Below are 13,536 nucleotides of genomic sequence, written 5' to 3'. Positions count from 1 at the left end.
CCTGGCCTGGCCACGAAACTGGCCATTCGTTATATGTCACTGATGATTGTCTGGGTACCTGAAACTGCCATGCACGCAGGGTGCGCAAGACTCATGGTCTGGAACTGGCGTGGGAATGTTCAGATTTGTGTGCGCAGATGATACGCGGGTTGTGGGGGTGGGAAAACCCTGGGGTGAGGGATGGTTCACGGCGTAGGAACGGGTTTACCCGCGAATACGGTGGCGGCTGCGACGGTGAATGGCTGATGGGAATTGGCCAGCAGGGGCGGCCCTTTCGCGGGTAAACCCGCTCCTACGACGGTCTGCGCCCAATCACCAATGTGTGTCCACCACCAATCTGTGTAGGAGCGGGTTTACCCGCGAATACGGTAGCGCCGGCAACGGTGAACGGCGGGTGGAAATTGGCCAGCAGGACTCGGTCCCTTCGCGGGTTGAACCGCCCGTGGAATGGCGGCGCCGCCCCACCGAGGTTGTTGCCTCAATAAACCGTGCCTTGAATCAAACGCAGCAGATACTGGCCATAACCGGTCTTGGCCAGCGGTGCTGCCAGCGTTTCCAACTGTTGGGCATCGATCCACCCCTGCCGGAATGCCACCTCTTCGGGGCAGGCCACCTTCAGCCCTTGCCGCCGCTCGATCGTCGCGATATACCCGCTTGCCTCAAGCAACGAGTCATGCGTCCCGGTATCCAGCCAGGCATACCCGCGCCCCATGATCTCTACCGACAAACGGTGCTGCTCCAGGTACGCGCGGTTCACGTCGGTAATCTCCAGCTCACCACGCGCGGATGGCCGAATGCTTTTGGCAATCTCGATCACGTCGTTGTCGTAGAAGTACAACCCGGTCACGGCATAGTTGGACTTGGGTTTGGCCGGTTTCTCTTCCAGGCTGATGGCATTACCCTGCCCGTCGAACTCGACCACGCCATAACGCTCGGGGTCTTGCACGTGATAGGCGAACACACTGGCGCTGCCTTGCCGGTCCATCGCGTTGCGCAGCAACTGCTGGAAGTCGTGGCCGTAATAGATGTTGTCACCCAGCACCAGCGCGGTGGGGGCGTTGCCGAGGAAGTCTTCGCCAATCAGGAACGCCTGGGCCAGGCCGTCCGGAGATGGCTGCACGGCGTAGGTGATGTTGATGCCCCAGCGGTGGCCGTTGCCCAGCAGCTGCTCGAAGCGCGGGGTGTCTTGCGGGGTGGAAATGATCAGGATGTCATGAATGCCCGCCAGCATCAGTGTGGTCAGCGGGTAATAGATCATCGGCTTGTCGTACACCGGCAACAGTTGCTTGGAAATTGCCAGGGTCGCCGGGTGCAGGCGGGTACCCGACCCACCCGCCAGAATGATGCCTTTACGCTTCATAGTGGTCTTTTCTCGTGGATTTCCGTCAGCATGCGAGCCACACCCAGGCGCCAATCTGGCAGGGTCAGGGCAAAGGCCTTCTGCAGTTTATGGGTATCGAGACGCGAGTTGGCCGGCCGCATGGCCGCCGTCGGGTAGGCCTCTGTGGTCAAGGGGGTGACGTTCTCGGCATGAGCTTTCAGCGGCACGCCGTGGACTGCCGCTTGCTCCAGTACGTAACGGGCATAGCCGCACCAGGTGGTTTCACCCTCAGCGGCCAGGTGGTACAGGCCAGCCAGGGATGGGTTGCGGCGCGTGGCGACAATGGCGTGGGCGGTGATGTCGGCGATCAGTTCTGCACCCGTCGGGGCACCGTGCTGGTCATCTATCACGCCCAGGCTGTCACGCTCCGCAGCCAGGCGCAGCATGGTTTTGGCGAAATTGTTGCCGCGTGCGGCATACACCCAGCAGGTGCGGAAAATCAGGTGCTGGCAACCGGCAGCCTGGATCGCTTGCTCGCCGGCCAGCTTGCTGGCGCCATAGGTATTCAATGGGTCAACGGCATCGTCTTCGCGCCAAGGCTGGGTGCCCTGCCCTGGGAACACATAGTCGGTGGAGTAATGTACCAGTAGCGCGCCACATTCAGCGGCAGCGCGGGCCAGCACGCCGACGGCGTCGGCGTTTACCTTGAAGGCTTGCTCACGGTCACTCTCGGCCTTGTCCACGGCAGTGTAGGCCGCCGCATTGACGATGACATCGGGGGCGTAGACACGGACGGTTTCGGCCAGGCCCGGCAAGTTGGCCAGGTCGCCACAGTATGCCTGGCTGCGAGCGTTCAGCGCCAGCAACTGCCCCAGTGGGGCCAGGCTGCGTTGCAGTTCCCATCCTACCTGACCGTCCTTGCCCAGCAGCAGCACCTTCATGCAGAACGCCCTGCGTAGTTTTTTTCTACCCAGTCACGGTAACTGCCAGACTGCACGTTCTGCACCCAGTCCTGGTTGTCGAGGTACCAGGCCACGGTTTTGCGGATGCCGGTTTCGAACGTTTCCGCAGGCTTCCAGCCAAGCTCCTGCTCCAGCTTGCGGGCATCGATGGCATAACGGCGGTCGTGACCTGGACGGTCGCTTACATAGGTGATCTGTTCGGCGTAGGGCTTGCCGTCGGCGCGTGGGCGCAGTTCGTCCAGCAGTGCGCACACGCGGTTGACGATGTCCAGGTTGGGCTTTTCATTCCAGCCGCCGACGTTGTACACCTCACCAGCTTTGCCGGCCTCCAGTACGCGGCGGATGGCGCTGCAGTGGTCCTTTACGTACAACCAGTCGCGAATCTGCTGACCGTCGCCATATACCGGCAGCGGCTTGCCGGCCAGGGCGTTGACGATCATCAGCGGGATGAGCTTTTCCGGGAAGTGATAAGGGCCGTAATTGTTCGAGCAATTGGTGGTCAGCACCGGCAGGCCGTAGGTGTGGTAGTACGAACGCACCAAGTGGTCGCTGGCAGCCTTGCTGGCCGAGTACGGGCTGTTAGGCTGGTACTGGTGGGTTTCAGTGAAAGCCGGTTCGTCGGCAGTCAGAGAGCCATACACTTCGTCGGTAGACACATGCAGGAAACGAAATGCCTGCCGCGCCGGCTCATTAAGGCTGCCCCAGTATGCACGCGCGGCTTCCAGCAACTGGAACGTGCCGACGACGTTGGTTTCGATGAAGGCTTGCGGGCCATGGATCGATCGGTCGACGTGGGACTCGGCGGCAAAGTTGATGATGGCGCGGGGCTGATGGGCATTCAGTAATTCCGCGACCAGCCGGCTATCGGCAATGTCGCCGTGCACGAAGATATGGCGCTTGTCGCCCTGCAGGCTGCTCAGGGTCTGCAGGTTGCCTGCATAGGTGAGTTTGTCCAGGTTGACCACGGGTTCGTCATCGCCGGCCAGCCAGTCCAAAACGAAGTTCGCCCCGATAAAGCCTGCACCGCCGGTTACCAAAATGGTCATGTTTGTCTGCTTCCGTTGTCAGGGTCTGCGCTTCCACTTTCAGGATTCTAGACTGTCGGCGGTTGATTCGAGAGCGAAGACGATGGCAACGTGACATTCAGGCTGGAATGGCGGAGATACAGGGGCCGCGCTGCGGCCCTGTGGAAGCAGGTTTAGCTGCAAAGCAAGGTCAGGGCTCCAGGCGCCGCTGCTGGTAAATCCAGTCGACAATCTCGCCTTCCGGCGAATAGCCGCTCACGGTTTCGCGCAGCAACTGCCGTACCCGCACAAAGTCATCAACCGCCGCTGCCGCCATCAGCTGCCGCAGGAACTCCTTGAGCGTATCCCAGGGCAGGAAGTCTTCGTTGGCACTCATGATCATCGGGTGACGGGTCGCAATGACGTTATCGCCAATCAGCAACTCTTCATACAGCTTTTCCCCCGGACGCAACCCGGTGAACTCAATGGCAATATCACCCATCGGGTTACGCTCGGAGCGCACACTGAAGCCCGACAGGTGAATCATCTTCTCGGCCAGTTCCACAATTTTCACCGGCTCGCCCATGTCCAGCACGAACACATCGCCACCCTTGCCCATGGAGCCGGCCTGAATTACCAGCTGCGCGGCCTCGGGAATGGTCATGAAGTAGCGGGTGATCTTGGGGTGGGTGACGGTAAGCGGGCCGCCCGCCTTGATCTGCTTGTGGAACAGTGGAATCACCGACCCCGATGAGCCCAGCACGTTACCGAAGCGCACCATGGTGAAGCGGGTCTTGTTCACCTGCGAAACGTTGCTGCTGTCGCCAAACAGCACCGGCGCCACTTCGCGGCTCAGCGCCTGCAGGGTCATCTCGGCCAGGCGTTTGGTGCTGCCCATCACATTGGTCGGGCGCACGGCCTTGTCGGTGGAAATCAGCACGAAGTTGGCAACTCCGGCCTGCAACGCGGCCTGGGCAGTGTGCAGTGTGCCGATGACATTATTCATCAGGCCTTCGGTGATGTTGTGCTCCACCATCGGCACGTGCTTATAGGCAGCTGCGTGATAGACAGTGTCGACGTGCCAGGTGCGCATGATGTCCAGAAGCTGGGACTGGTTGCGCACCGAGCCCAGGATGGGTACAAGGCTGACCGTAAGGGATTCACGGGCAACGCGCTGCTCCAGCTCGGAGAGGATGCTGTAGAGGTTGAATTCACTATGGTCGAACAACAGCAGGGTTTTTGGCCCCTGGCCCAATATCTGCCGGCACAGTTCCGAGCCTATGGAGCCGCCGGCACCGGTTACCAGTACGATCTGATCGACGATGCAGCGCTCCAGCAGGTCAGCCTGTGCCGGGACGGCATCGCGACCCAATAGGTCGGCAATATCTACTTCCTGGATGTCGTCCACCTTTACTTTACCGCTGGCCAGGTCCAGGAAGCTGGGAATACTGCGCACGTGCAGCGGGTAGCCTTCAAGGAAGTTGAGGATTTCGCGACGGCGAGTGCGGGTAGAGGACGGTATGGCTAGCAGGATTTCCTGCGCTCCCGTGGCATCGATCATGTCCTGTAACTGGTCGGGGCGGTAAACCTGCAAGCCGGCAATCACCCGGTCGGTGATGCTGGGATCATCGTCGATGAAGGCAACCGGGCGCAGGGCCTTGTCAGAGCGCAGGGCAGCAGCAAGCTGATTGCCAGCACCACCGGCGCCATAGATGGCCACTCGCGGCAGGCCATCGCCACGGCCATTACTGGCAAAAGGAACGTGCTGCACAGCCGCGGCAAACCAGTCACCCAAGAAATACTGCCGCATGGCCAGGCGAAGACCGCCGATCATGATCAGGCTCAACCACCAGTAATTGAAGGTGATGGACCGTGGCACAACATTCTGGTGGTTGCTAGCCCAGTAAATGATGAAGCCGAGAATGAGCGCCGAGAGTGTCACGGCCTTGATGATGGCGATCAAGGCGTCGTTACCGAAATATCTCATCACCGCACGGTACAAACCGAAGCGAATGAACAACGGAATGGACACCAAAGGAGCAGTGAGGAACAGCCACGCATGGTCGATTATGGGGTTAGCCATCTCTTCAATGCCTAGACGGACCACAAACGCGAGCCAGAGCGCCACCCATATCAGCAGCACATCAGTAGACAATTGCAGCAACCGTTTCTGGCGCCGCGTAAGCTGTAGAAGCCAACTGCGCATCTTGTTATCGCCTCCTGGTCTCATAGATAGTCAGGCCTCCCGCCGCCCGGCGTTAAACTTTGCCGCCAGTACACATAGCGGCGCATAGGCGATCAGTAGACCGCCAGCTCCGTTGAGGAGCCCAGATCCCACCAGCAACGCGAGTGGTGTCAGCCAGAGTACATTGATCAACAGCACAGTGAGGGTGACTACTCTGTGGCTTTTGTAGTGCCTGGCCGCATACTGATATCCGTGACTGCGATGTGCCTCATGGACCTTCTCCCCGCGCAGGAGCCTTCGAATCAGGGTCCAGGTTGCATCAACAACGAACACTCCTAACAGTATTAGCCAACTCCAGAAAAAAGCGGGCGAAATCCAAGCAGCCTGTAGGGCCAGTAGCCCCATCATGATCCCGAGGAAACCACTGCCGGCATCGCCCATGAAGATCTTTGCTGGAGGGAAGTTCCAAATCCAGAAACCTGCCACTGCGGCCAGCAACAAGCCGCAAAGCCACAGTTGCGATGCCTGCCCGCCCAGCCAATAGAGCAATGCGCCACCGATGCATGCCGTCACGGCCTGGCCACTGGCCAAGCCATCAATTCCATCCATGAAATTGTTCAAATTGAGTAACCAGACCAAATACACGGTCGCAAGAACGTTTCCCACCCATCCCAGATCTAAAACCGTTCCAAAGAGCTCAAGGGGGGGAGCACCTGCCATCCAGAACAAGCCCCAGGCCGCGGCAGAAAAATGCCCGAGCAATCGCCAGCGTGCAGGCACATGACCATGGTCATCAAGAAACCCTATCAGCGCTGCGATCAGACCTGCCCCGAAAAGCCCTACTGCTAGAGCGCCAGGCAACACTCCCACGATTCCGAGTACTACCAACCCTAAAAGGAACGACAACACAATAGCAACGCCACCACCACGAGGAGTGGGCACGGTGTGGGAACTGCGTGCATTCGGCACATCTATCATGCTCGCTGAGAGCGCATAGCGACGAAGGGCGGCGGTTAAAAAATATGAAAGAATTGCGGTAATGGGTAATAGCAACCAAAGGCTCATTTGGATTCCTGCTGACGATATGCTTTGACAGTTCGCTTCAATTCATCGGATACCGAAGACTGCGGCTGCCAACCGAGCAACCGTCTATTTTTTTCAATGTCTATCGTCAGTGAGCCACACAGTCGGCGAAATTCTGCCTTTTTCCCAACCAAGGCTGCCAGCCCCAACAAAAATGACACCGGGAAAGGTATCAAACGGGATGATTTACCTAGCGCGCCTGCTACTTTCGATAACAGAGCTGGCGTCGACAGATCCTGGCCATCTGACACCAGGAATATCTGGTTGCCAGCGTTTGGGTGGTCAATGCAATGAATCAGGAAGGAAATAAGGTTACTCAAGCCCACCAAGCTTCTGCTGTTGTGCACTGACGCCAAAGGCAACGGTATACCTCGATCCATCCATTTGACCATCTTAAGGAAATTCGCCTTGACCCCTGGACCGTAGATCAGTGGCGGTCGAACAATCACGACATCCATTGCGCTCTCCGCTGCCAAGGCCAGCAAACCCTGCTCAGCCTCCCACTTGGATATACCGTAGGGATCAGTAGGTGAACAGTTGTCCTGCGCGTTGAAAGGAGCTTCGCTCGTTTCCTCACCATTAACCTTGATGGAGCTCAAGTAGATGAATCGACGGACACCAGCACTCGCTGCCTGGCGGGCAAGTGCAAGCGTTCCATCTACATTCACGCGACGAAAAGCAGCCAAGGGATCGTTCGTAGTTTCATTCATTACGTGAACACGCGCCGCGCAATGTACGACAACATCAACTTTTTCCAGCGCGGCCTTCCAATCAGTCTCGCCGTTGATCGAAGGCACACATACCGCGTCTACCAGAGTGCTGATCGCTTCTGGCCTCTCACGGTACTGTGCGACTACGTCAAAACGCCCCGCCTCAATAAGCCCGTTCAACAGCGCGCCCCCCACAAAACCGGTGGATCCCGTCACCAGAATGCGCTCACCGGCTGACAGCTCTGCTGAATGACTCACTTGTAAAATCCTTCATACTGTTGGATTAGAAGCGCTGAGCAGTGCCTGGAATCGAAGTCCCTTCTCGCACGCTCTTTTGCCTTTGTGGACATGCTAATCAGCCGCTGGGGGTGCGACAGTAGAGCATCTATCGCATCGGATAAAGCACCGGAGTCACGGACAGGCACCAATAGCCCCGTTTCGCCATTGACGACAGCATCATTAAGGCCATAGATATCCGTTCCAACTGTTGGAAGGCCCATCGCCGCTGCTTCGATCACTACCGTACCGAACCCTTCCCGATAGCTCGGCAAACAGAGCAAATCGGCCGCTGCCATAAATTTTTCAGGCAATTCCTGCAGGCCAAGCACCTTTATGTGCGCGGTCCCCGCTGCAAAATGAGACTCGACAACCTCTCGCCCTTCAGCCTCATAAGGCCCGACCAGCACGAGAAAAAGGTCCGCATGCACTGCCCTCAGCGTGGTGAAAGCCTCCATGAGTTCACCTATACCCTTTTCTGGAGTGACTCTCCCAACAAAGAGAAGAACTTTGGCATCCTGAGGAATTTCGAGTTCGTTTCTGGTCTGCGCAATCACCTCCGGTGAAAAACGCTGACAGTCAAATCGATCCATATCAACACCCGCCAGTGAACCGAAGCCAATCACTGACACTTTCTCTTGTGGAATCACACCTTCTCGAACGAGAAACTCTCGCTGGCTGACACTGTCGGCGTAGTTGTGGGTATTTAATCTGGCGATGAGCGCGTCGCAAAATTTTAGCAGGTGCTTTTTTAACCCATTCATGGTTACCCAAGGCTGGCCTGTGAAGGTGTGCAAACGTATCTTGACACCTGCGATCCGCCCAGCAATAGCCGCTAGCAGTCCTGCTTTAGGCGTCGTGGAGTGAACGATGTCATAACCCTGCTTCCTGAACAAAATGATAAGCTTTATCAGGCTGCGCAAATCCTTCAGCGGGCTGATTTCGCGGGCTATCTCGACAGGTATAAAATTCAGATCCTTCCTTGACTGAAGCAATCCACTCATGTCGTCGTTACTGGCGATCACGTCGACCTCTGCTCCCGCCTCATTTAGCGCTCGCAATTGAGCGCTAAGCTGCGTAACCACAAAAAACGGGACCGTAGAAATCCGTGCCACCCGCAAACCTTTAATTGACATACTGTTAGATTCCAATGCGCCAGTCACAGATAAAATTACCCAATAGCCTTCAATTCATAATTCCATTATTTTTGGATCACTTCACATATATGCACGGGGACGCTGTACTTAGGCGTAAAATTCAAATCGTTGCGTATTTTCTCCGCAGGATAAGAAGTTTTATTTACCAGGGCATCTACTCGACTTTGTGTTAACGGCAAACGCATCATGTTCCCAGCAAGCCAAACAGCCACTCTGACTAGCCACTCCGGCAACCACCATTTCGGCGGCTGAACACCTTGACAATCTGCAAGTGCCTCGACCACGTCCCTCAGCCTGCAATCATTGGACAAGTTGTAGATTTGCCTCGCTGCACGTGGCTCACTCGAACAACAGGCAAGGGCTGCTGCAACGTCATTCGCATGAATGTAAGTGGCAATCGCTTCTTCGCGCCCAACGTAGAAGAACATTTTTTTACCAATGATCCTGGCCAACTGACGAATGGAACCATTGGGCATGTCACAAGCAAACACATTGGACGGTCGAAGTATTACCCAGTCACCCGACTCTCCCTGCAATGCAGCATGAGACATGATCAGCTTGTCCGCATCGGTCTTGGTAATCTCGTACATTCCTTGAGGATTAGGTGCGGTCTGCTCGGTGACCACTCGTCTTTTGCCCGCCGCTGGTCCATACGCGCCAACACTGCTCAATTGTACCCAGCGAACGTGAGGCGCTCCCCGGCCCCTGCGGCCAAGGGCATCGAGTAGGCGCTTTACCGCGCTGACATGCAAAGCGGGCATTAATTGCTCATTCTTGATTTCACCCGCACAATTGATGATCACATCACAGCCATCTACAAGACGTTCAACGTCCAGCGTATCACTCGTGAGATCCCCCAATAGCACTTCCAGTTTTTCACTGGATGCTTTCCCGGGCTTACGGGTTAACATTCGAATCGAGTGCGCTTGCTCGGCGAGGACCGTCATCAAACGTTCCCCAATGAAGCCATTTGCGCCCAACACTAGGATTTTCAAGTTCCCGCTCCTATCACAACCTTGCGACACCAACTTACAGGCCGCCGAGTGCATCCAGTAAATGATAAGGCAAAAAAGGGCTAGGACCCTGCCCCATTTCCTGGAGATAGTTCCTATAACTAGCCACCATTGACAAGATCCCAACTGCCGATAGCCCTATTTTTATCGCCCAGTCCAAGGAGCGCTCATTATCGTTATACGCTACCAGAACGGCTAACGGCAGCGAGAACGACAACAAATCGAGAAATCGCAACCCAGCATAACTAATGCTTGCTAACGCAAAAAATGCGATTGTTAAAACAGTAGTAAGAATCACTAATTTTATTTTGTCGCTGCGCGGCATGCGCGAAGCCGCAACCGCCATGAGCATTACTGCAATGACCACCACCTTACTCATGCCAGAAAACTTTCCAGGTGATGAAACTGCACTGTAAGCACTAAGCTTCATCAGAAAATAATCACTTTTAAGGATCAGTAATAACGCCACGCACACTACAAAACCAAGGCCGGCAATTACACTGCTCCAGCGCGCCCACGGGACGCGCAACATCATCAGATAGGCGACGTTAAAAATCGAGGAATAATGAAACCCCAAAGCGATCAACGAAAAACCCACCCGTCTTGAGTAACGAATCCGTCGAGCATATTGGAATGCCAAAAGCAAAAACACACTGGCCAAACCTAATCGCAATGTATTCATGCTGTACTGATAAATAAAGGAAGGTAAGAAACAGGACAACAAAAAAAATCGCTCATTCCCATTGGAGCGCAACAAATAATAAAAAAGAACAATAAATAGCAAAAGACCAAATAATCTCACTGCGCCAACAGAAGAGCCTGTAACGCCCATGAAAATCCAGCCCAGGAAAGTAAAGGCAGGCTCAACCCCTCCCGCCAAAGGATCCAAGGTAGCCAAACCCAACAACCACTCATAGGTGTTAGTATCCGTGCCAACAGCACCGCGCAATACAGCTACTACCGCAACAAACAAAATCACCAAAGCCACAGGAATACGGCTCCTGTTCTTGGTAATTTCAGAAGCGACTAGCGCCAACAGCATCATTGCCCAGCCGAAGATATAGATCATTAACGTCTTCGCACATATGAGTTTACGACACGTCGGGCAAACTTCAGCATCGACCACGACACGGCCAACAAAAATGGCAGGATCCCAATTCTCTTTTCCCGCAACAGCGCGCCATGAACACCTAATTCACCCAACTCCATAGACCATAACTGCCCGCTCAAACCAGAATCCCCATAAACAGGTTTAAAGGTTTTGACCAACGGAAAATCCATATTGCAACACACCCCCCCCTTAAAAAGGATATCAGACCAGAGCTGATAATCCTCACAGTAGCGCTTCCCTTGTTTAAATCGACTTTTCACGCCATGCTGCAGCATTACCGACGATGTAGTAAATTGATTAGAAAACAGTAGCTGTCGCTTTGTTACCTGGGTACAACTCACATCCTCTACAGCCGGCTCTCGCTGCATCCCCGAAGCAAATTTTTGTCCCAACAAAGTTACTTCGGGGTGCTGCTCAAGCCAGTTGTACTGAAGTTCGACTTTTCGAGCATGCCAACAATCATCAGAGTCTAAGAACGCCACATACTTGCCGTTCGCCTGTGCCCAGCCTGCATTGCGCGCACTCCCTGGCCCACCATTCTGTGGCAGTTCAATCACTTTTATCCAGCCCGCAGGGTATTTTTGCTGCTCGGCATACAGTTGTTCAAGCGTATCATCTGGGCTACAGTCATCAACCAAAATTACTTCGATCGGCCTCAGGGTTTGCGTAAACACCGATTCGACCGCACGCGAAATTGATGCTTTGCTCCGATAGCAAGGAACAATTACACTGACAGAAGCCTTTGTCACTGCGAACCACCTTTTCCAGCACCATTAAAGATAATGTACTGCAACCAAAGAGACATCGCAGTCAAACCTTCAACTCTTGCTGAATATACTCCAACCTCAACAACGTCTCCTTGATTTCTTCGATGGACAGCAGCGTTGTATTATGAGAGGTGTAGTCATCAAGCTGAGAGACCTCCTGCTCGCCATCAGAAGCATACTTCTCATAGTTCAGATCGCGATTGTCGGCAGGTATCCGATAGTACCGCCCCATGTCCTCAGCCTTAGCCATCTCTTCGCGAGATATCAATGACTCGTAGAGCTTTTCGCCGTGCCGGGTACCAATCACCTTGACTTCACTGCTTGATACAAAGAGCTGCTTGAGCGCTTCCGCCAAATCTCCCACTGTCGAAGCGGGCGCTTTCTGAACAAAGATATCACCCTGCTGGGAGTGCTCAAACGCGTGCAAAACCAGATCGACCGAATCCTCCAATGACATCAGAAAACGCGTCATATTGGGGTCTGTGACCGTCAACGCCTGCCCACACTTAAGTTGATTCACAAATAGCGGAATCACTGACCCGCGGGACGCCATGACATTGCCGTAACGAGTGGCACATATAACGGTGGGTGAAGTATCGGGAATCATCCGAGATTTCGCGATTACCAACTTCTCAGCTAGAGCCTTGGAAATACCCATCGCATTTATGGGATAAACCGCTTTATCAGTACTCAAAACAACAACGCGCTTGACCTTACACTCAACCGCCGCATTGAGAACGTTTTCAGTCCCCATGACATTGGTTTTCACGGCCTCCATTGGAAAAAATTCACAAGATGGAACTTGCTTTAGTGCTGCAGCGTGAAAAATATAATCCACGCCCACCATTGCCTGTATAAGGCTGCTATAGTCCCGAACATCGCCAATATAAAACTTTACCTTGTCGTTACCCAAGGCGATACGCATGTCTTCTTGTTTTTTTTCATCGCGACTGAATATTCTTATTTCTTTAACATCAGTATCCAGAAAGCGCTTTAGCACTGTATTACCGAACGATCCAGTGCCACCGGTAATCATCAATACTTTATTTTTGAACATATATTTGCCCTGATAAATCTATTTAAAGTCGCGCATGCTAGATATCAAATCATCCCAACAGGGAGGCACATATCCGACAGCTTCTCGGAAACGTGTCGAATCGAGAGACCGGTCAATGACTACCTCATCATCGGCTGTAATAGTGATAGCCTTACCATAAATTCTCGCGACTTTACTTAACAGCGAATACTTGTCAATGGCTTCAGCTGACACGTGATAAAGGCCGCTTAATTCAGCATTAGGCAAAACGAGATTGCCGATGATCCGACCTAATTCAACGGTGGGCAAGCCTGAAAAAATCGCTCGTTGATAACCCTTCACTGGACCTGTTTGCGACAAGAACCAATCAATGAGTGATTTGCTACTGCTCAGCTCATGTCCAATAATGGAAGTCCTGAGTGTAATGGCATTAGTCGCATCAGTGACCTCTCCAATATACTTCGACTTACCATAAAGGTCCTCTGCATCAGACGGGTCTGACTCAATGTACATCCCTCGAGTGCCGGCGTACACGCAATCCGTACTAATATGAACTAGACGAGCGCCAATCAAACTGGCTATCTTTTGCAGCCGATGGGGTAGCAAAGAGTTGATCGGCAGTACAGCAAGCGGATCGTTTGCAGTTGCCAGTTGCTTTATTAAACCGGTGCAATTGATTATTACGTCAGGACGGTGCTGATTGAACAGTGCTAAAACCTCATCTTGGTTAAGCACATCGATACCCACCTGAATGCGCACCTGCTCAGCCGGTGAGAAAAATCGTAACACTCCCGCACTACGGACGGTACCACATACGTCGTAGCGCGGATCAGACGCCAGATGCCTGAATACCGCGCTACCTAACATCCCGGACGCACCGAGCACCATGATTTTCATTGTCATTCTCCCTA

General features: G+C 54.1%; 12 protein-coding genes. All 12 read right to left on the bottom strand.

All coding sequences use genetic code 11. The features are described 5' to 3' along the window. Positions 1-478 precede the first annotated feature (478 nt). The 12 genes from rfbA to ACF8FG_RS03875 all read right to left on the bottom strand — a co-directional run bounded on the left by rfbA (position 479) and on the right by ACF8FG_RS03875 (position 13,522). Positions 479-1,360 carry a glucose-1-phosphate thymidylyltransferase RfbA gene (gene rfbA, locus ACF8FG_RS03930; protein WP_014592009.1) on the bottom strand — a complete coding sequence of 294 codons (882 nt, stop codon included), beginning with the start codon at positions 1,358-1,360 and terminating at the stop codon, positions 479-481. Continuing rightward, on the bottom strand, positions 1,357-2,262 hold the full coding sequence (rfbD, locus tag ACF8FG_RS03925) for a dTDP-4-dehydrorhamnose reductase (RefSeq protein ID WP_014592010.1): 906 nt from the start codon (positions 2,260-2,262) through the stop codon (positions 1,357-1,359). Before rfbD ends, rfbA begins: the two co-directional genes overlap by 4 nt. Continuing rightward, positions 2,259-3,329, bottom strand: coding sequence for a dTDP-glucose 4,6-dehydratase (gene rfbB, locus ACF8FG_RS03920; protein WP_014592011.1), 1,071 nt, complete (start codon positions 3,327-3,329; stop codon positions 2,259-2,261). Before rfbB ends, rfbD begins: the two co-directional genes overlap by 4 nt. Before the next feature lie 169 nt (positions 3,330-3,498). Next, complete coding sequence (locus ACF8FG_RS03915) at positions 3,499-5,517, bottom strand: nucleoside-diphosphate sugar epimerase/dehydratase (protein ID WP_019439158.1); 2,019 nt, start codon at positions 5,515-5,517, stop codon at positions 3,499-3,501. A gap of 6 nt (positions 5,518-5,523) precedes the next feature. Then, positions 5,524-6,537, bottom strand: coding sequence for a glycosyltransferase family 4 protein (locus ACF8FG_RS03910; RefSeq protein WP_019439157.1), 1,014 nt, complete (start codon positions 6,535-6,537; stop codon positions 5,524-5,526). Beyond that, on the bottom strand, positions 6,534-7,523 hold the full coding sequence (locus ACF8FG_RS03905) for an SDR family oxidoreductase (protein WP_019439156.1): 990 nt from the start codon (positions 7,521-7,523) through the stop codon (positions 6,534-6,536). Before ACF8FG_RS03905 ends, ACF8FG_RS03910 begins: the two co-directional genes overlap by 4 nt. Then, positions 7,520-8,677, bottom strand: coding sequence for a glycosyltransferase family 4 protein (locus ACF8FG_RS03900; protein WP_014592015.1), 1,158 nt, complete (start codon positions 8,675-8,677; stop codon positions 7,520-7,522). Before ACF8FG_RS03900 ends, ACF8FG_RS03905 begins: the two co-directional genes overlap by 4 nt. Positions 8,678-8,742: 65 nt before the next feature. Next, the gene (locus tag ACF8FG_RS03895) at positions 8,743-9,693 is read right to left on the bottom strand and encodes an NAD(P)-dependent oxidoreductase (RefSeq protein ID WP_162911981.1); all 951 of its coding nucleotides are present in this window, start codon (positions 9,691-9,693) and stop codon (positions 8,743-8,745) included. A 34-nt stretch (positions 9,694-9,727) separates the two neighbouring features. Next, positions 9,728-10,780 carry an EpsG family protein gene (locus ACF8FG_RS03890; RefSeq protein ID WP_014592016.1) on the bottom strand — a complete coding sequence of 351 codons (1,053 nt, stop codon included), beginning with the start codon at positions 10,778-10,780 and terminating at the stop codon, positions 9,728-9,730. Further along, complete coding sequence (locus ACF8FG_RS03885; protein ID WP_023390080.1) at positions 10,780-11,571, bottom strand: glycosyltransferase family 2 protein; 792 nt, start codon at positions 11,569-11,571, stop codon at positions 10,780-10,782. Before ACF8FG_RS03885 ends, ACF8FG_RS03890 begins: the two co-directional genes overlap by 1 nt. 61 nt (positions 11,572-11,632) lie before the next feature. Continuing rightward, positions 11,633-12,646, bottom strand: coding sequence for a polysaccharide biosynthesis protein (locus tag ACF8FG_RS03880; protein ID WP_014592017.1), 1,014 nt, complete (start codon positions 12,644-12,646; stop codon positions 11,633-11,635). Between the two features lie 18 nt (positions 12,647-12,664). Further along, positions 12,665-13,522 carry an SDR family oxidoreductase gene (locus tag ACF8FG_RS03875; RefSeq protein ID WP_019439152.1) on the bottom strand — a complete coding sequence of 286 codons (858 nt, stop codon included), beginning with the start codon at positions 13,520-13,522 and terminating at the stop codon, positions 12,665-12,667. Positions 13,523-13,536 lie beyond the last annotated feature (14 nt).

The organism is Pseudomonas sp. YQ_6 (assembly GCF_043103245.1).
Taxonomy (GTDB): Bacteria; Pseudomonadota; Gammaproteobacteria; order Pseudomonadales; family Pseudomonadaceae; genus Aquipseudomonas; species Aquipseudomonas alloputida.
Note: the sequence above shows the minus strand (reverse complement) of the source record. Positions and strands in the feature narration are given on the sequence as shown.

Bases quoted from the DNA above. Each gene is read 5' to 3' on its own strand.
- ACF8FG_RS03910 (WP_019439157.1), bottom strand. From the start codon at position 6,537: ATGAGCCTTTGGTTGCTATTACCCATTACCGCAATTCTTTCATATTTT.
- ACF8FG_RS03915 (WP_019439158.1), bottom strand. From the start codon at position 5,517: ATGAGACCAGGAGGCGATAACAAGATGCGCAGTTGGCTTCTACAGCTT.
- ACF8FG_RS03880 (WP_014592017.1), bottom strand. From the start codon at position 12,646: ATGTTCAAAAATAAAGTATTGATGATTACCGGTGGCACTGGATCGTTC.
- ACF8FG_RS03900 (WP_014592015.1), bottom strand. From the start codon at position 8,677: ATGTCAATTAAAGGTTTGCGGGTGGCACGGATTTCTACGGTCCCGTTT.
- ACF8FG_RS03890 (WP_014592016.1), bottom strand. From the start codon at position 10,780: ATGATCTATATCTTCGGCTGGGCAATGATGCTGTTGGCGCTAGTCGCT.
- rfbB (WP_014592011.1), bottom strand. From the start codon at position 3,329: ATGACCATTTTGGTAACCGGCGGTGCAGGCTTTATCGGGGCGAACTTC.
- rfbA (WP_014592009.1), bottom strand. From the start codon at position 1,360: ATGAAGCGTAAAGGCATCATTCTGGCGGGTGGGTCGGGTACCCGCCTG.
- ACF8FG_RS03875 (WP_019439152.1), bottom strand. From the start codon at position 13,522: ATGAAAATCATGGTGCTCGGTGCGTCCGGGATGTTAGGTAGCGCGGTA.
- rfbD (WP_014592010.1), bottom strand. From the start codon at position 2,262: ATGAAGGTGCTGCTGCTGGGCAAGGACGGTCAGGTAGGATGGGAACTG.